Consider the following 18076-nt stretch of genomic DNA (forward strand, 5'->3'; position numbering starts at 1 on the left):
CAACGCCGTAAAGCCCCCGAAAGGGGCCACGGGCTGATCTTGCCGTGCCTATGCTGAGCCGAGCCGGCCCGGTGGTATTCCCCCATGCCACCGGGACGGCTTTCCCGTGGGTGCGACGACGTGCAGCTTCCCGTAGGCGCCTGGTGGCCGGGTGGCGATGGCCCGGTTGCGCTTCGTACTCAGCCGGAAGGTCTGCAGCTGCCGCTCCAGCTCCTCGGGCCACCGGTATGCCGTCGCGCGACCGGGCAGCTTCACCTCGCCCTCGCCATAGCGGGCCTCCAGGCCCGGGCCGACCGAGCGGATCACCTTCCCACGGGGCGGCTTCGAGTCCTTCCCGTGCTCTGCCACGATCTCCAGGGCCATCTCCACCCACCGCGGATCGGCTCGGCCCAGCCCGCCCATGTCGCCGCTCCCGCGATCCGGGCCGCCGCGCACGAGCCCGGCTTCCCGGTCTACGCGCCGGAGTTCACAGCGGACGCGGTCGCGTTGTACGAGTCACGGCCGGAAGCGACGATCAGGTCGGTCGCGCCGCAGACCTGGGGGTGAACCCGGAGGCGTTGCGGAACCGGGTCCGGGCGACCGGAGCGCGCCGGCCACGAGGACGCCGCGCGGAGGCGCCCGCCGAGCCGCCCACGCCGCTGGAGGCGGGAGGCAGCGGAGGGTCGTGACGTGTCCGTCGGCGTCGGTCTCACTGGTTTCGCCGCGCGCGAGGCCGCGCGTTCATGACCGTCGCCCCGAAGAGCCTGGCCTGCCCACCAGGCGCCCAACGCGAGTCGGGAGCCGCAACGGCCCTTCCGCTCTCGCCCGTACGACAAGGCCGTGGCCTTCGCCATCCGGCATGCGGTGGTGACGATGCCCGCGGTCGGTGATCCTTCCCGCTGGTCACGGACCGCGGACGCCCGGGTATGGCCGGCCCGTGTCCGCGCTCGCATGGGTGGCCACAACGGCGAACGCGAGTGAAACCCTTCGGGCGGCCCGGGCGGGCTCGGGTGCGCGGACGCTGACTTGAGTGCGGGTGCGACGTACTTCAGGATCTTCCCATGATGTCTGAGCCACGTGATCAAGGCGAGCTTGTGGTGATCGGTGAAGCCGGCAGACGCTTCGGGCTGAGCGTCTCGACCCTGCGCTACTGGGAGGAGCGCGGCCTGATCCACGCGACGGAACGGCGTGGGGGGCGCCGTTACTACGGCCCCGATCAGCTGCATCGCATCGGTCTGATCCAGATGTGGCGGGAGACCGGGCTGATGAGCGTGGACGAGATCGCCGTCGCCCTGGGCGGCGAGGGCGACTGGCGCGAGGCGGTGCAAGGACGCGTACGGGCGATCCAGGAGCAGATGGACCGGTTGCGGGTCGGCCAGGCACATCTGGAACACCTGTTGACGTGTCCCCGTGACGCTCCCGCCACCGAGTGCGAGTACCTGCGCAAGGCGGTCGCGGAGCGGATGAGAGGCAACCCGGTCACCCCGGAGGATCTGCGCCACAACGGCGACGAGGATGCCTGACCACACCCCGGCCACCGGGCGCCCGCACCGGACGGTCGTCGCACGCGCGCGGCACCGGCTCAGCAGAGCACGACGCGATAAGCGCGCAGCCACTCGGCGGTCTGCAGGAGCAGGGCGAGGGTGTCCCGGACCCGCCACATGCCGGGACTGTCACAGGGACGGGCGAGCAGCGCAAGCAGTGCCGCACGATCGACCAGGGGCGACAAAGCCGAGTTGCGGTCGGACAGTTCAGCCCGCATCTGCTCGCGCAGGCCGGCCTCGTAGTCGGGGTGCACGTTCACGGGGAACGATGTCTTGCGGCGCTCAAGGACAGGGTCGGGCAGAGCGCCGGCCATGGCGTCGCGGAGCAGTCCCTTGACCCGGCCGCCGGGCGACTTGAGGTGCCACGGCGTGTTCCACAGGTATTCGACGAGCCGGTGATCGCAGAAAGGGACCCGGACTTCGAGGCCCGCGCGCATGCTCGTCCGGTCGGTGAAGTCGAGCATCAGCGGCAGCCAGCGTGTGAGGTTCAGGTGGAACAGCTCACGGATCCGGGTGCCCAGCGGATCCTCCCCGGGAAGCCGGGGCACCTCGGTCATCGCCTGTGCATGGTCGTCGGCCAGACGCCGGGCGATCCGCCGCCTCAGGTCGCCGTCGAGGACAGGGCAGACGGACTGGGGAATGGCCGCCCAGGGAAGGGCGTGCGTCGCGCGGGCGGCGGGCGAGTGGAACCACGGGTAGCCGCCCAGCGACTCGTCCGCCGCATCGCCCGAGAGGACGACCGTGACCTCCTTCTTCACCACCCGGAACATCAGGTACTGGGCGGCGTTGATGTCCGCGAAGCCCGGCACGTCGCGGGCGCGCAACACCTCCGAGCGTGCCCGCAGCACGTCCTCGGTGTGCAGCAGGATCTCCGTGTGCCGGGTCCGCAGTGTCTCCGCGACCGAGTGGGCGAACGCGGAGTCCTGCTCGGGGCGGGTGGCATCGGGAGTGAAGTACTTCTCCTGGTCCTGGAACCCGACCGAATAGGTGGGGGTGACGCCCTCGTGGCCGATCACGTCGGCGGCCAGGGCCGTGACCGCGCTGGAGTCGAGTCCGCCGGAGAGCAGGGCGCCGATCGGAACGTCGGAAACGAGTTGCCGTTCCACGGCGTCCCTGAGCAGTTGCCGGACCGTACGGACCGTGGTGGGGTAATCGTCCGGGTGCTCATGGCTCTCCAGTCTCCGGTACGGCCGTTCGCGGCAGCCGCCGGCGTCGGCCAGGACGAGGTGTCCGGGGCGCACGGCGCGGATCCGGCGGAACACCGACTGTCCGGGCACGGGTGCGACGCACAGCATCGCGGCCAGCCCGTCCGGGGTGACCTCGGGCCGTGCGAAGGGATGCGCGAGCAGTGTCTTGAGTTCGGAGCCGAACACCACCCCGTTCGGGTAGGGCAGGAAGTACAGGGGCTTCACGCCGAGGCGGTCACGGGCCAGCAGCAGCGTACGCCGGCCGGGGTCCCAGAGCGCGAAGGCGAACATGCCGTCGAGACGGGTCACGCACTCCGCTCCCCACTCCAGGTACGCGCGCAGCAGGACTTCGGTGTCCGAGGACGTGCGGAAACGGTGTCCGTGGGCGGTCAGCAGGCGGCGCAACTCGCGGAAGTTGTAGATCTCACCGCTGAACGTCACCGCACAGGGCGTCTCGCCGTCGCGGGCCGCGGTCATCGGCTGTCTGCCGCCCTCGACGTCGACCACGGCGAGCCGGCGATGGCCCAGTGCCGCATGGCGCGACAGCCACGTACGGCCGTCGTCCGGGCCGCGTGAGACAAGTGTCCCCGTCATCGCGTCGAGTACCTGGTGTTCGTTTCCCAGGTCCCGTTCCCAGTCGACCCAGCCCGCGATTCCGCACATGCTCCCTCGCTTCCCTTGTGCGGGACTGCTCCAGATCTGTCCCGTAACGCGAGGTTCGCACCTCAAGTCGACTTGAGCTCAAACCCGGTACGGCCGATCGGGTCAGTCACGATCCGCGCCGCTCACACCCTTGACCTCAAGCCGACTTGAGGATGCAGGGTGGCTGTTGCAAAAAGCTCTCATCTGCAAGAGGCAGGCAAGTGCGACACGAGGAGACGAGCGGTGAGCCGTGCCGGCAAGACGACGCTGCTGGCCACCCTGTACCTGGTTCAGGACGTCGGGTACTCCTTCTTCTTCCTGGCTCTCGGCGTCATCCTCCGCCGCCGCGGAGTCTCCCTCGAACACCTGGCACTCATGAACCTGCTGGGCCTCGCCTGGGCGGGGAAGTTCCTGCTCGCTCCCCTCGTGGACCGGTTCTCCGTGCAGCGCTTCGGTCACTACCGCGCTTGGCTGATGGGCACTCAACTCATCCTGATCCTCGCCTTGTTGTGCCTGGCTCCACTGGACCCGGTGCACCGGCTGCCGGTCGTGCTGGCCGTGATGACGCTCGTCCTGCTCGTCTCCGGCGCGCACGAGGTGGCGATCAACGGGCTCGCGGTACGTCTGCTGGCCCCGCACGAGCGCACCATGGCCGGCGGCCTGCAGACGGCCGCCATCAGCGTCAGCATGATCCTGGGTGCCAGCGGATCCTTGCTGCTCTACGCCTTTGCAGGCTGGCCGGTCACCGTCACGGCACTGGCCGCCGTCTTCCTGGTTCCGCTCGCCCTGCTGGCGCGTTTCCGGGAGCCGCCGCCTCCCGGGGCCCGCGGCACGGGCACCTCGAACGCGCTGCTGTCGTTCCCCCGAAGGCGCGGAGCGGCACGCTGGATGCTGCTGATCATCCCCCTCTACACCTGCGGAGTGTACGTCGCGGAGGCCGTGGTCTCTCCGATGCTGGTGGACGCCGACTGGTCGTTGTCGCGCATCGCGCTGGCACAGGGCACGTTCGGCGGGCTCGCGGCCACCGGTGCGGCCGTCGCGGCCGGACTGGTCATCGGGCGCATGAGCCGGCACCGTGCCCTGCTGCTGTTCGGGCTGGCGCAGGCGGTCTGGCTGCTGGGCCTGGTGCCGCTCGCCCGGGGTGTCGACGCCGGGGCGGTGGCCGCGGGCGCCGCCCTCGTCACCACGGTCGTGGTGGTCGGTATCCAGGCCCTGAACGCGGCCGCGAACACGGCCGTCTACACCACTGCGTTGGACGTGGCCCGGCCGCGTACGGCAGCCACCGACTTCGCCGTGCAGGTCGCCGTCCTGGGCATCCTGCGGCTGCTGGCGAACTCCACCGGGCTGGCCCTGGCCGGGCTCCTCGGTTACCTGCCCCTCATCGTCGTCTCCTCGGCGTCCGCCGTGGCCGGCACGCTCGCCGCTACCGCCTGGGCCCGCACGCACCATCTCCGCCTCGTCGAGTCCGCTGCCGCGGACTCCACCGGCACCGACATCGCGACAGCGGCGTGAACCGCCCGCCGCACCCGACCACGGAGGAACGTCTGCGCATGGCCACCCTCGCCCAGGAGGACGAGTCCCCTCCCAAGCCTCCCGTTCCCACGCCGTCCGCTCCCCCGCCCGGCGTGGGAACGGGACACCTGCAGCGTCCCGGCGCGACCGCGCGGATGCTGCGCCCGGTACGCGGCAGGCTGATCACCGCCGCATTCCTGGCCGTGGTCGGCGCGACCGCCGGCCTCGCCCCGTACGTGGCCGTGTCCGAACTCGCCAGAACCGCACTGGACGGGGGCGTCGACCTCGCCGGCACGGTGTGGACGTGGGTCCTCGTCGGGGCCCTCGGCGCGCTCGTCCGGCTCGTCGCCGCGACCGTCGGCACCGACCTCGGGCACTACGCCGACGCCGAGATGCAGCATGGCATCCGGTCACGGCTCGTCAGACACCTCGGCGTGGTACCGCTCGGCTGGTTCCGTGACGCGGGCTCCAGCGAGGTCAAGAGGGCGCTCACCGACGACATCGAGGAGATGCACCACCTCATCGCCCACGCAACCGGGGAGATGGCGGGCGCCGCGGCGGTGGTCACCGTCAGTTTCGGCTACCTGGTCACCGTCGACTGGCGGATGGCCCTGGTCACGCTCGCGGCGCCTGCCCTGCTGGTCGGCAGTTACCGCCTGTCCATGCGTTCGATGCCGCATCATGTGCGCCGGCTGATCACCGCCGAGGGACGCGTCGCCGCCGCCGCTGTCGAGTACGCGGACGGGATCGCCGTGGCCAAGACGTTCGGCACCGGCGGCGGATTCCTGCGCCGCTTCTCCGCAGCCGTCGACGAGCAGACAGCGGCGATGCGGCTGTGGGTCGCCGAGACCAGGGCCAGTTCGGCGGCGAGCCGCGTGCTGCTGTCGGAGGTCACCGTGCTGGCCGTGGTCCTGGCGGTAGGCAGCGCTCTCGTGGCCCACGACTCGCTCACCGTCTCCGCCCTGCTGCCGTTCCTCGTGGTCGGGGTCGGGCTGCCTACGCCGATGCTGCCGATGGTCCAGGGCTCCCAGACGCTGCGCAAAGCACGCATGGCGGCCGCCCACATCGAGGACCTGCTCGCCGTCACGCCCCTGCCCGAGCCGGCCGAGCCCCGGCTGCCGGAGGGCACCACGGTGGAACTGGACCGGGTGACGTTCTCCTACGACGGCACGCACAACGCGCTGGTGGACGTGTCCTTGGTCTGCCACCGGGGTACCACGACTGCGATCGTCGGACCGTCCGGGGCCGGCAAGACCACCCTGGCGATGCTGCTGCCCCGGTTCTACGACGTCACCGCCGGCGCCGTCCGGATCGGCGGCGCCGACGTCCGCTCGATCCCCTCCGACGACCTGCTCGCCCGTATCTCGCTGGTGTTCCAGGACGTGGCGCTGCTGTACGACACGGTCCGCGAGAACATCCGCGTGGGGCGGCCGGACGCCACCGACGAGCAGGTACGCGACGCGGCCAGGGACGCGCGGATCCACGAGGTGATCGAACGGCTCCCCCAGGGATACGACACCGTCCTCGGCGGGCAGGCGGCCGGGCTGTCCGGCGGCGAACGCCAGCGACTGAGCATCGCCCGCGCCATCCTCGCCGACGCGCCCGTCGTCGTCCTCGACGAGGCCACCGCGGCGGTCGACCCGGACAACGAAACCGCGATCCAGCAGGCCATCTCCCGACTCACGGAAGGAAAGACCCTGATCGTGATCGCGCACCGGCTGCGCACCATCACCGACGCCGACCAGATCGTCGTCCTCGACCGGGGCCGGCTCGCCGAGTCCGGCACCCACCATGAGCTGCTCGCCCGCCGGGGACGGTACGCCCGCATGTGGCGGGCCCAGCAGCCGACCTCCTCCGAAGCCGGGGCCGAGTCCACGGGGAAGACGACGTGATCCGCCGGCTGTTGCGGCTCTGGCCTCATCGGGCGACGCTGCTCACGCTGGGAGCCGTGCACATCGCGTTGGCCGTGCTCCAGGGCGCGTTGCTCGCCCTGCTCATCCCTGTGCTGCACAGGCTCCTGACACCGCACCCGGCCCTCACGGCGGCCCTGCCGTGGCTGCTGGCCGGTGCCGCCGGGGTGGCCGTGTACTGGGCGCTGACCGTCTACGCCACGCCCGTCGGATTCGCGGCGAGCATGCAGCTCACCGCCGCCGCGCGCCGGACCGTGATACAGCATGTGACCGCACTTCCGCTGGGCTGGTTCAGCGCTGCGAACAAGGCGCGTCTGGCCCGTACGACGGCCAGCTCCACCAGCGAACTGGGCCGGCTCGTGGCACAGATCGGCCCGCAGATGATCGCCGCCACCGTCGTTCCGGCGACGCTGGTCGTCGTCACCGCCCTGGTGGAGTGGCGCATCGCCGTCGTCTTCCTGCTGGCGGCACCGCTGGCCGTCGCGGCGTTGCGCCGCTCGGGCCGGATCGCGGCCGAGGCCAACGCAGCACTGGATGAGGCCGCCACCGAACTCGCCGGGCGGGCCGTCGAACTCGGCCAGGCGCAACACGTGCTGCGGGCCGCGGGCCAGGCCCCCACCGGGGGTGAACGGTTGCGTGAGGCGCTCGACGAGCACCGGCTGCGCTACCGGCGTGGGCTGCGGCGTTCTCTGCTGCCGGGCCTGGGCTACGTTGCCGTCGTCATGGCCTGCTTCGTCGCTGTGCTCGCGCTGGTCGCCCGGTTTCTGCTCGACGGCTCCCTCGCCGTCCCGGACGCCGTCGTGCTCCTCGTTCTGGCCGTGCGGTACCTGGAGGAACTAGGCTCGCTGAACGGGCTGATCGGCGGGTTGCGGGCGATGGAGAACGCCCTCGTGCGGGTGGAGACCCTGCTGCGCACCCCGCCGCTGCCGCGGTCCGCACGGCCCGTCACCGCCCTGTCCGGCACCGACATCGTCTTCGACCGCGTCACCTTCTCCTACCCGTGCCCCGGCGACGTCACAGCCGCGGCGAGGCCCGCGCTCGCGCAGGTGTCCTTCCGCTGCCCCGAGGGATCCACCACGGCGCTGGTCGGGCCGTCCGGCTCGGGCAAGACCACCGTCACCCGGTTGCTGGCCCGGTTCTACGACGTCGAGGCCGGCGCCGTACGGATCGGCGGCACCGATGTGCGGGACCTGGACCACGACGTCCTGATGCGGTCCCTGTCCATCGTCTTCCAGGACGTGTACCTGTTCGACGGAACGATCGAGGAGAACGTCCGGCTGGCCAGGCCGCAGGCCACCGACGCCGAGTTCGCGGCGGCGGCGCGCGCCGCCTGCCTGGACGAACTCGCCGCCCGGCTGCCCGACGGCTGGGCAACCCGGGTCGGTGAGGGCGGAGCCCGGTTGTCCGGCGGGGAACGGCAGCGGGTCTCCATCGCCCGCGCGTTGCTCAAGCAGGCCCGGATCGTACTGCTGGACGAGGTGAGTTCGGCTCTGGACCCGGAGAACGAGAACGCCGTGCAGCGCGCTGTCGCCAGTCTGTCCGCGGACCCGGGCCGCACCGTCGTCGTCATCGCCCACCGGCCGGCCACCCTGGCAGGCGCCGATCAGGTCGTCGCCCTGGACGAGGGACGCATCGCAGAGACCGGAACCCGCGAGGAACTCCTCGGCCGGGACGGCGTCTTCGCCCGGATCTGGCACCAGTACGACCAGGCCCGCACGTGGCACGTCGGCCACAGGGACTAAACCCTTTCTAGCCTTTCGGCCAATACGACCGGCTCGGCGGAACCGTCAGGATGAGGGCGTGACCCAGACGCGACGCACAGCGGAGATCGCAGGTGCCGGATTCGCCGGCCTCACTCTCGCCATAGGGCTCGCCCGTCAGGGGTGGCGAGTACGCGTACACGAACGCGGTCCGCACCTGCGGGCGTTCGGCGCCGGCATCTTTCTGTGGGAGAACGGTCTGACGGTTCTCGGTGAACTCGGCGCGGCGGACGCCGTCCTGGCCGACAGCCATGAGGCGCCCGGCTGGCAGGAACGCGACGCCGACGGCACACGGATCGGCTCCCGCCCGCTCCCTCTGCCCAACGGGCTGAGGATGGTCACACTCACCCGGCAAACCCTCTACTCCGCCCTGCTTGAACAGGCCAGGGCATCGGGCGTGGAAGTGCGTACCCGTTCCCGGGTCGTCGCGGCCGAGCCCGAGGGGGTGCTGCGCACCGCGGACGGACGCGCCTGGCCCGCGGATCTGGTCGCGGGCGCGGACGGCATACGGTCCGCCGTCCGCGCATCGCTCGGGCTGACAGCCGAGCACGGCACGTTCCCCATCGGCCTGTACCGATTGCTCGTACCGCTGGGCCGCGCCCCCGGCAGGCACGGGCAATGGCGCGACTACGTGAACTACTGGAACACACGACTCGCACGGCGGGTCCTCTACGTCCCCTGCAACAACCGGGATCTGTATCTGCTGCTGAGCGCCCAGCACACCGACCCAGCGCTGCGCACCCCCCTCGACGCGGACGTGTGGTGCGAGAGCTTCCCCGTCCTGCGCAGTGTCCTTGCCGACCTGCCGCCCCGGCCGCGTTTCGACCGCTACGAGATCGTACGGCTGAGCCACTGGGCCACGGGACGGGCGGCCGTACTGGGTGACGCGGCCCATGCCATGCCTCCGACCATCGGACAGGGCGCGGGAACCGCCATGATCAACGCGCTCAACCTGGCCAGGGCCGTCACGGCGGCCGGCCCGGGAGACATCCCCGCCGCGCTGCACGACTGGGAGACGGCCAACCGCCCGGTCACCGAGCAGACCCAGCAGGAGTCACTGGACGCCCTGCGTGGCCTCTTCCCGCGGGCGGGGGAACGGCGGGACGAGGTGTGGACCGAGGGCACGCTGAACGCCGCACGCAACGTACCAACGCCCTGAGAACGACACGAAACAGCACCGCACGGGGGGAAACGCGCATGGTCGACCTGCACATCGAGGAATGGGGCCAGGGGAACCGCACCGCGGTCCTGCTGCACGGCCTCTCCGGCAGCTCGCGTACCTGGTGGCAACTGGCTCCTGCCCTGGCGGACCGCGGCTACCGCGTCCTGGCACCCGACCTCGCGGGGCACGGCGGGAGTCCGCGCGGCCGCTACAGCCGCGAACGGTGGGCGGACGACCTGCTGGCCAACCTGCCGACCGAGCCGAGCCTGGCGGTCGGGCACTCACTCGGCGGCACCCTGCTGGCCATGATCGCCGACCGGCTGCGGCCCGCCCGGGCCGTCTACGAGGACCCGTCCTGGTATGTGACCGAGGGCGGGTTCGGAGTCGCCATGGAGTGGATACGGACCGTCAAGGACCTCGCGCTCACCGACCTCCAGCAGGCCTCGCCCCACTGGGCCCAGGGCTCCTACGAGGCGCGGATGGCCGAACTGGCCGACTGGGACCCGGACACGACCCGTATGGACTACCTGGAGACGGCCTACCTCCCGGTCGTCCCGCTCGTGCCGTCCCTGGTGATCCTTCCGGACCCCAGCGAACTGATGCCTCCCGCCCGGGCCGCTGAATTCGCGCGTGCCGGTTTCGAGATCCGTAGGGTGCCCGGTACGGGACACAACGTCCATGTCGACGACTTCGGCGGCTTCCTCAGGTCGCTGACCGGGTGGATCTGAGCCTGCCGCGGTCCCGGGGACTCCCACACGCGCACCGGGTCAGCGGTTCCGAGAGCCACCTTCGGCTCACCCCTGCGCCGCGGCTGTCCGCAGCGCCTTTTTGTCGACCTTTCCGATGCCCAGGTACGGCAGTTCGTCGACGATCTCCAGGCGTTCGGGCAGCTTGTAGCGGGCAAGTCCGCGGTCCTGAAGGAACCGCCGGACGCCGCCCAGGTCGAGGGCCTGTTGCCCGGCGCGGGCGACGACGTACAGGCAGACGATCTCGCCGAAGCGGTGGTGCGGGGCCGCGACGGCCGCCGCGGCGGCAACGGCGGGATGCTCGGCGGCGAGCAGGTCCAGCTCCACGGCTGGGATCTTCTCTCCACCCCGGTTGATCACGTCCCGGGTGCGGCCCTCCACGATCAGGGCCCCTGACGGGTGGAGCCGTACCAGGTCGCCTGTGCGGTAGAAACCGTCGGGCGTGAAGGCGCGCTCGTCGGCGTCGGCATAGTAGCCGGCGACGGTGTACGGGCCCCGGGTCAGCAACTCGCCGGTCTCCTCGGCCCGCACCGGCCGACCCTCGTCGTCCACGACCCGGATCTCGTCCGCGGGCGACAGGGGGCGGCCCTGAGTGTGCAGCACGATGTCCTCGGGGTCGTCGAGCGCCGTGTAGCACAGCAGGCCCTCGCTCATCCCGTAGCACTGCTGCACGCGGCAGCCGAGGGTGTGCGGTATGTGCTGGATCTGGCGGGGCCGGGGCCGGGCGCCGCCGATCTGGAGCACCTGGAGGGTGGACAGGTCGCGCCCGGACCCACGGGCGGCGTCCGACCATTGTTCGGCCAGTGCGGGCACGAGGGTGCAGTGGGTGACTCCTTCACGTTCGATGAGTGCGAAGGCCGCCTCGGGCTCGGTGGACGGGCCCAGTACCACCGTGCCGCCGGCGCCCAGCGTGCCGAGAACACCGGGGCAGCCGAGCACGAAGCCGTGGGTGGCGGGCATCACGGCCAGGTACACCGAGTCGGGGCCGACGCCGGCCACCGCCGGGGTGTGCCGGAGCTGGTGACCGTAGGCCTCGTGAAGCCGTGGGATGATCTTCGGCTTGCCGGTCGTGCCGTTGGACAGCAGGCACACCGCCGGATCGTCCAGGGCCGCGAACTCCGGCTCGGCCACCGGCTCGTCACGGTCGCTCCCGGGCGTGGCGCACAGCGCGGACAGGTCGACCGTGTCCGCCCCGTCCTTCGGGCCGGCACCGCAGACCAGCAGCTGACGCACGCCGGGGTGACGGTCGCGCAACCGGCGGGCCAGGGCGAGATGGTCGAAACGTCCGTGTCTGCTCGGCACGGCGATCGCCACGGGTCGGGCGGTGGCGACGACGTGCTCCAGTTCGAACTCGCGCAGGGTCACGGGGACCATGACCGGTGGCGCGCCGATCCGGGACAGCGCGAGGGTCAGCACGACCAGTTCGATGTCGTTCGGCAGTTGCACGGCCACGGGCCGGCCGTGGCCGATACCCAGGGCGGCGAGCCGGGCGGCCGTCGCCCGCACCGCCCGGTCCAACTCCGCGTGTGTCAGCCGGCGGTCACCGGAGACGAGCGCGCAGGACTCGGCGCGTGACCCGGCGTGGGCCAGGACGATCTCGTCGACGCGCTGCGGGCGCCACAGTCCCCCGCGGCGGTACAGTTCGGCCCGCTCGGCCGCGATGGCCAGCGCCCGCATGCGCTCCTGAGGGGGGCCGCCCATGCCCTGCGACTGCCGGATACGGTCCTGTAGTTCCGCGAGGGTGAAGTCGTGCTTGTCCCACAGGTCGACGACGACGCCGAAGCGTTGTCTGAGCCTCAACTCCAGCTCGACGGTTTCCGTGGAGTCGAGTCCGAGGTGAGCCCGCAGGAAGTGTTCCGGTTGAATCTCCTCCTCGTCGATACCGATGTCCCGAAGGATTTTCCGAAGCTCATCCACGACGCCGCAATCCCCCTCCCGGTCGCACCGGAGAGTGCCGACCGAATTTCCGACCCACGATAACCATGGACGGCGGGCCGCTCATTACGTCTCTGGTCGTACAACGGCCTGCATCCATCGGCCAATAGCTGCGGCGGCACATGACCGTACAGGATTCCGGAGTGCGTTCCCAGGGTCCCGACAATGCACTGGGGGAAGTGGCTTGCAGATGTCGTCCCGAAGCTATCTCGTTCCGTATCCCACCCGCGGCAGTGTGCTGGGCGAAGCAGAGCTGGCCGCTGTGTCGCGCGTCCTGCGATCGCACAGTCCGCTGTCGGCCGGCATCCACCGCGCCGCCTTCGAACAGCGGTTTCGCGAGCTGACCGGCAGCGCCCACGCCCTGTCGGTGACCAGCGGCACCGTGGCCCTGGCGCTCGCGATCAGCGTGCTCGATCTGCGCCCCGGCGACGAGGTCATCGCGACTCCGCAGACCTACAAGGCCACGGTGCAGCCCCGACTGGAACACCAGGTGACCGTGCGGTTCTGCGATATCGACCGGACCACCCTGAACGCCGACCCGGACAGCATCAAATCCCTGGTGAGCGAGCGGACGAAAGCAATTCTGCTGGTGCACTACGGCGGGCTTCCGGCCGATATGGAAAGCATCATGAGCATCGCGCGGCTCCACGGAATCGTCGTGGTGGAGGACTGCGCGCACGCGATCGGCAGCCTGTACCGCGGAAGCACGCCGGGAGCCCTCGGTGACATCGGCTGTTTCAGTTTCCACTCCAGCAAGAACATCACCACCCTCGGCGAGGGAGGCATGGTGACGGTCCAGAACGACGCGTGGGCCGAGCGTCTGGACCGTATGCGCTCCAACGACTCCGACGCCGTGTTCGTGCCATCGCCCCACCCGCTGGGCGGCCGGGAGGTGCCGCCCGACTGGATGCTGCACCCTGGGAACGCCTACACGCACGGCTGCGTAGAGGTGCTCAACGCCGGGACCAACGCCACCATGCCGGAGCCGAGCGCGGCGGTCGGCGTCGTCCAGCTGGACCGCCTCGACGAGCTGGTCGCACGGCGCCGGGACATCGCGCACCGGATCACGGCGCTGCTGAAGCGGTACCCGTTCGTGCGGACCGTCGAGGAGCCGCACGGCGTGCGCAACGCCTACCACTTGTACACCTTCTTCCTCGACCCCGGCTGCGGGATCGGCCGGGACGCCTTCGTCGACCAGCTCGTCAGGCGCGGGGTGGAGATACAGCTGCGCTACTTCCCGCTGCATCTGATGCCCGAGTGGCGGGCGCGCGGGCACCGCCTCGGTGAATGCCCGGTCGCCGAGCGGCTGTGGTTCGAGGAACAGGTCAACCTTCCCTGCCAGCCCGGGCTGTCCGACCAGCAGGTGGCATGGCTGCTGGAAGCGCTGGAAGCGGTACTGACGGAGGTCGGGACCGGCACCTCCGTGCTCGCCTCCCCGTGAGTTCGCGTCCGCGGCGCCGTGAGTGACCGCGGGACCACCCTCCACACGACGACTGAGGACGGCGAAGACATGACGAACACAGGCTCCTCCCCCAGCCGCTTCGACATCGTGATCGTGGGCGGCGGCCCCGTCGGCCTGTCGACGGCGTGGCACGCGGCAGCCCGGGGTCGGCGCACCCTCGTCCTGGACCGGTACGGATTCTTCAACGAACAGGCGGGCACCAGCGGTGCGGAACGGCACTGGCGGCTCCAGTACACACAGGAGGATCTGTTCCGGCTGACCATGGAAGCCCTGCCCATGTGGCGGCGGTTGGAGAGTCTGGCCGAACGCCGGCTTGTGCACCACATCGGCAGCTTGTGGTTCGGAGACATCGACGTGGAGACCAACGAGGGGCAGATCGCGACGACCGCACGGATCATGGACAGGCTGGACGTGCCGTACCAGTGGCTGACGGCGAAGGACATCGAGAACCGGTTCGGGTTCACAGACCTGCCCGCCCACTACGAGGGATTCCTGCAACCCGATGGCGGCACCATCGACGTGCGGGGCACTCTGGCCGCGCTCTACGGCCTCGCACAGCGCGAGGGGTGCGTGCTGAGCAGCGGGGAGACGGCCCTGGAACTGCTGCCCGACGCCGACGGCGTCACCGTACGGACCGACCGCGAGACATACCGTGCCGGCACCGTGGTCCTGGCCAACGGGCCGGGCGTCAACGATCTGCTGGCTCCGCTCGGCGCGACCCTCGACATCCGGCTGTACGAGATGGCGCTCGTGTCACTGCGCCGGCGCACGGCCGACGTGGACTTCCCGTTCTGGTTCGTCTTCCAGCAGCCGACCGAGGAGGACACGAACCTGTTCTACGGCTTCGGCCGCAACCCGTGGTCGCCCAGTGAACTGGTCCGGCTCGGACCGGACTTCGAGGTGCACCCCCTGGACAGCGCGCAGGGTGCGACCGGACGGCCCGATCCCCGCCACGTGGACCGCTTGTGCTCCTGGGTGGGGCGCCACCTGCCGGCACTCGACCCGGAACCCGCGCACACATCGAGCTGCTTGGCCGTCCTGCCCGCCGATCCACGCCGCCAGTTCTACCTCGGCCTCGCCGCCGGCCTCGTCCCCGGCGGGAGCAACATCGTGCTCTACAGCTCCGGTTGGGGCTTCAAGTTCGTGCCGCTGATCGGACGGATCTGCTCCGACCTGGCCATCGACGGCCGCACCGACTTCGACATCGCACGTCTCGCGCCGACCGGACCGCAGGAGGCACACCGGTGACCGACCCGCGCCGCACATCCGACACCACCGCCGGAGCCGTCGCCATCACCGGCATGTCCGGCCGGTTCCCGGGGGCGCCGGACCTGGACAGGTACTGGCTCAACCTGCGCGAGGGCGTCGAGTCGATCAGCACCCTGTCGCAGGAGACGCTCGCCGCCGAGGGCATCCCGCCCGAGATGTCCTCTCGGCCCGAGTACGTCCGGCGGGCCGCGCCGCTGGACGGCGCGGACGAGTTCGACGCCGCCTTCTTCCAGATCACCGCCCGCGAGGCGGCCCTCCTCGATCCCAAGCAGCGCCTGTTCGTGGAGGCGGCCTGGCACGCCTTGGAGGACGCCGGGCGCGGCCCCGGTACCGACAGCGACGTCGGCGTGTTCGCCGGAGCCGGCATGTCGGCCTACCTGATGTCGAACCTGCTCGGCGGCAACCGGATCGTGATGAGCCCGGCGGTGTTCGAGCTGCAGATCCACAATGACAAGGACTACCTCGCCAGCCGCACCGCGTTCCTGCTCGGCCTGACCGGCCCGGCAGTCACCGTACAGACGGCCTGCTCCAGTTCGCTCGTGGCGGTGCACCAGGCCGCTCGGGCGCTGCTGAGCGGAGAGTGCGGCACCGCGCTGGCGGGCGGGGTGTGCATCCGCGTCCCGCACCGGGTGGGCTACCTGTACGAGGAAGGACTGATCCACTCACCCGACGGCCACTGCAGACCGTTCGACGCCGCCGCGCGCGGCACCGTGTTCGGCAACGGCGTCGGTGTCGTCGTGCTGCGGCGACTGGCCGACGCGCTCGCCGAAGGCGACCCGGTCCTGGCCGTCCTGCGTACCACCGCAGTGAACAACGACGGCTCGGACAAGGTCGGTTACACCGCTCCCAGCGCGGCCGGGCAGGAGCGGCTGATCGCCTCCGCACTCGCGTCCAGCGGCGTCGACGCCCGCACCATCACCGCCGTCGAGGCACACGGAACGGGCACCCGGATCGGCGACCCGATCGAGATCAACGCACTGACCAGGGCCTTCGCCGAACACACCGGGGAACGGGGTTTCTGCGCGGTCTCCTCGGTCAAGTCCAACATCGGCCACCTGGAGTCGGCGGCCGGCATCGCCAGCCTCATCAAGGCCGTCCTGCAGCTGCGGCACGCGGAACTCGTCCCCAGCCTGCACTTCGAGCGCCCCAATCCACGGATCGACTTCGACAGCACCCCGTTCTTCGTGAACACCGAGCTGATCCCGTGGAAGAACGGCACCCACCCGCGCCGCATCGGCGTCAGCTCCTTCGGCATCGGCGGCACCAATGCCCACGCGATCCTCGAACAGGCTCCGCTGCCGCGGCCGGCGCCCGAACCTCGGCGCGCCCCGCAGCTCATCCTGCTGTCCGCCAAGTCGCCGCAGGCGCTGGACCAGGCGACCACGGACCTCGCCGATCACCTGGCCGGGGAAGCGGACGCCGGGGCCCTTTCGGCCAAGGCCGTGAAGTTATGGGCTGCTGGGTCCTGTCAACAAGATGTCGATGCTGATGGTGGCTTTGTAGGTGCGTCGGTCCACGCGCAGGCTCTTGTAGGCGTATCGGGACAGTGGTCGTTTGACGGCGCGGGGGCTGACGCGGAGTCGGCGTGCTGTCATCGGCTGGTTCAGGACGGCTCGTCCGATGGTTCCGACGAGGTCGACGGTGGTGTCGGCGATCACGCCTGCGGCTTGGACGACCTGGTCGCGGGCGGTCTGGAGGGCGATGCTGAAGCCGGCCCGGTCGGGGTCCGCGTCGGGGAGGGTCGCGGTGGCGTCGGCGATGGCGATCCTGATCATCTGGTAGGCGGTCAGCAGCGCGTAGACCTCCTGGGCGATACCGGACATGGTCCGGGCGCGCAGGACCCGGCGGCCGAGCATGGACTTCTTGATCGCGAAGAAGGCGGACTCCACTTCCCACCGCTCGTGATACTGCTTGACCAGCTCGAATGCCGGGTAGCGGCGGGCATCGAGCAGGGTGGTGGCCAGCCGGTAGACGCCGGTGGTGCGCCCGGCGGTGGTGGCGATGGTGATCTCGCACTCGATGACACGGACCTCCAGCCGGCCGATCCGGGACAGGAACGAGCCGTCCTCGTAGCGGTGCAGGACGGGTGGTCTGCGGGTGGCGGACAGCCGGGCGAGGAACGCGGCGCCGGTGTCCGCGACCGTGGCCAGGAAGGCATTGGAGGACAGGCCGCGGTCCAGCAGGACGATCATGCCCTCGTGCAGGGAGCGGGCCAGGCGCTTGCCGTGGGTGCTCTCGCCGCTGGTACGCGGGCCGAAGACCGCGTCGATCACGGCCCGGGTGCCGCAGGCGACCAGGGTGACCAGGCAGATCTGCGGATAGCCCGAAGTGGCGTACTGGTTGGAGCCTTTGCCCAGACGGGCGCGGGTGGCGGGAGTGTCGGGGACATCGAGGTAGGTGCCGTCGACGGCGACGACCAGCAGACCGGCCCAGCGGGCCCCCGTGGTGCGGATCGCGCTCGCCGGGCCGCGCAGCAGGTCGAACAGGGCCCGCACGGGGCGCACCCCGAGCCGGGCGCGGGCGTGCCACAGTGCCGTGGCGGTGACCTTCGGGACCGGCAGGCAGTGCAGTGCGGAGGTCAGTCTGGCCCACACGGCCGGATAGCCGCACTCCTCGAACAGAGCGGCAGCCAGGAGGAGGTAGACGACCACCCGGGCCGGGAGTTTCCGCAACCGCTGCTGGACGGCCCCGCACTCGGCCAGGGCGGCGTCGACCATCTCGAACGGGACGATCTGCGTCAGCTCGCCCAGATGACCCGGAGCGAAAAGACCATCGGCTACCGCGATCTCGCGGCTGATGACACACTGACCCGACAGCGGAGCCTCCGGTGCTGTGAACGGCTTGTCTTGGCAGACCAGCCAGTTCTACCGGGGCTCCGCTTCTCACGTCCGGCATTCCCCCAGAAGAGACCCCACCTACAGCCACCAACCCGATCCCTAACTTCATGGCCTTGCCCTTTCGGCCGTCC

At 70.6% G+C, this 18076-nt stretch carries 13 protein-coding genes and 1 pseudogene; 10 read left to right on the top strand and 4 right to left on the bottom strand.

Going from position 1 to position 18076, the window contains the following annotated elements; translation table 11 throughout:
- Window positions 1–48: 48 nt before the first annotated feature.
- Window positions 49–348: a hypothetical protein gene (locus AC27LF_RS39105; RefSeq protein WP_479664123.1), complete on the bottom strand. Its 300-nt coding sequence runs from the start codon at window positions 346–348 to the stop codon at window positions 49–51.
- On the opposite strand from AC27LF_RS39105, the gene AC27LF_RS39110 reads away from it, so the two are divergent.
- Together AC27LF_RS39110 and AC27LF_RS39115 are read left to right on the top strand one after the other, a co-directional pair.
- Window positions 337–546, top strand: coding sequence for a hypothetical protein (locus tag AC27LF_RS39110; RefSeq protein WP_479664124.1), 210 nt, complete (start codon window positions 337–339; stop codon window positions 544–546). The genes AC27LF_RS39105 and AC27LF_RS39110 overlap by 12 nt on opposite strands.
- 530 nt (window positions 547–1076) lie before the next feature.
- A complete protein-coding gene (locus AC27LF_RS39115; protein WP_479664125.1) occupies window positions 1077–1502 on the top strand; it encodes a MerR family transcriptional regulator in 426 nt (141 codons plus the stop codon).
- Window positions 1503–1561: 59 nt separating this feature from the next.
- Here AC27LF_RS39115 and asnB read toward each other — a convergent pair whose 3' ends face one another.
- Window positions 1562–3373, bottom strand: a complete 1812-nt coding sequence (asnB, locus tag AC27LF_RS39120; RefSeq protein ID WP_479664126.1) for an asparagine synthase (glutamine-hydrolyzing) — start codon at window positions 3371–3373, stop codon at window positions 1562–1564.
- 222 nt (window positions 3374–3595) lie between these two features.
- Between asnB and AC27LF_RS39125 the strand changes: the two genes are divergently transcribed.
- From AC27LF_RS39125 to AC27LF_RS39145, 5 genes are read left to right on the top strand one after another with little or no spacing between them, the layout of a single operon-like run.
- The gene (locus AC27LF_RS39125; protein ID WP_479664127.1) at window positions 3596–4864 is read left to right on the top strand and encodes an MFS transporter; all 1269 of its coding nucleotides are present in this window, start codon (window positions 3596–3598) and stop codon (window positions 4862–4864) included.
- Window positions 4865–4902: 38 nt separating this feature from the next.
- Window positions 4903–6756 carry an ABC transporter ATP-binding protein gene (locus tag AC27LF_RS39130; RefSeq protein ID WP_479664128.1) on the top strand — a complete coding sequence of 618 codons (1854 nt, stop codon included), beginning with the start codon at window positions 4903–4905 and terminating at the stop codon, window positions 6754–6756.
- Window positions 6757–6812: 56 nt separating this feature from the next.
- Complete coding sequence (locus AC27LF_RS39135; protein WP_479664129.1) at window positions 6813–8516, top strand: ABC transporter ATP-binding protein; 1704 nt, start codon at window positions 6813–6815, stop codon at window positions 8514–8516.
- Window positions 8517–8574: 58 nt separating this feature from the next.
- A complete protein-coding gene (locus AC27LF_RS39140; RefSeq protein ID WP_479664130.1) occupies window positions 8575–9693 on the top strand; it encodes an FAD-dependent oxidoreductase in 1119 nt (372 codons plus the stop codon).
- A 38-nt stretch (window positions 9694–9731) separates the two neighbouring features.
- Window positions 9732–10424 carry an alpha/beta fold hydrolase gene (locus tag AC27LF_RS39145; protein ID WP_479664131.1) on the top strand — a complete coding sequence of 231 codons (693 nt, stop codon included), beginning with the start codon at window positions 9732–9734 and terminating at the stop codon, window positions 10422–10424.
- A 66-nt stretch (window positions 10425–10490) separates the two neighbouring features.
- On the opposite strand, the gene AC27LF_RS39150 is transcribed toward AC27LF_RS39145, so the two are convergent.
- Window positions 10491–12359, bottom strand: a complete 1869-nt coding sequence (locus AC27LF_RS39150; RefSeq protein ID WP_479664132.1) for an AMP-binding protein — start codon at window positions 12357–12359, stop codon at window positions 10491–10493.
- A gap of 208 nt (window positions 12360–12567) precedes the next feature.
- Here AC27LF_RS39150 and AC27LF_RS39155 point away from each other — a divergent pair, with 208 nt between their 5' ends.
- The 3 genes and pseudogenes from AC27LF_RS39155 to AC27LF_RS39165 all read left to right on the top strand — a co-directional run.
- Entirely contained in the window at window positions 12568–13818 is a 1251-nt protein-coding gene (locus AC27LF_RS39155) for a DegT/DnrJ/EryC1/StrS family aminotransferase (RefSeq protein ID WP_479664133.1), read from the top strand.
- A gap of 69 nt (window positions 13819–13887) precedes the next feature.
- On the top strand, window positions 13888–15087 hold the full coding sequence (locus AC27LF_RS39160) for an NAD(P)/FAD-dependent oxidoreductase (protein WP_479664134.1): 1200 nt from the start codon (window positions 13888–13890) through the stop codon (window positions 15085–15087).
- A gap of 53 nt (window positions 15088–15140) precedes the next feature.
- Window positions 15141–16463, top strand: a pseudogene (locus AC27LF_RS39165) (beta-ketoacyl synthase N-terminal-like domain-containing protein); the annotation flags it as partial.
- Window positions 16464–16556: 93 nt separating this feature from the next.
- Here AC27LF_RS39165 and AC27LF_RS39170 read toward each other — a convergent pair.
- Entirely contained in the window at window positions 16557–17924 is a 1368-nt protein-coding gene (locus AC27LF_RS39170) for an IS4 family transposase (protein ID WP_479664145.1), read from the bottom strand.
- Window positions 17925–18076 lie beyond the last annotated feature (152 nt).

The sequence above is a fragment of the Streptomyces diversicolor genome (assembly GCF_057537855.1).

Coding starts and splice junctions, on each gene's coding strand:
- AC27LF_RS39130 (WP_479664128.1), top strand. CDS start 4,903: ATGGCCACCCTCGCCCAGGAGGACGAGTCCCCTCCCAAGCCTCCCGTT.
- asnB (WP_479664126.1), bottom strand. CDS start 3,373: ATGTGCGGAATCGCGGGCTGGGTCGACTGGGAACGGGACCTGGGAAAC.
- AC27LF_RS39160 (WP_479664134.1), top strand. CDS start 13,888: ATGACGAACACAGGCTCCTCCCCCAGCCGCTTCGACATCGTGATCGTG.
- AC27LF_RS39145 (WP_479664131.1), top strand. CDS start 9,732: ATGGTCGACCTGCACATCGAGGAATGGGGCCAGGGGAACCGCACCGCG.
- AC27LF_RS39155 (WP_479664133.1), top strand. CDS start 12,568: ATGTCGTCCCGAAGCTATCTCGTTCCGTATCCCACCCGCGGCAGTGTG.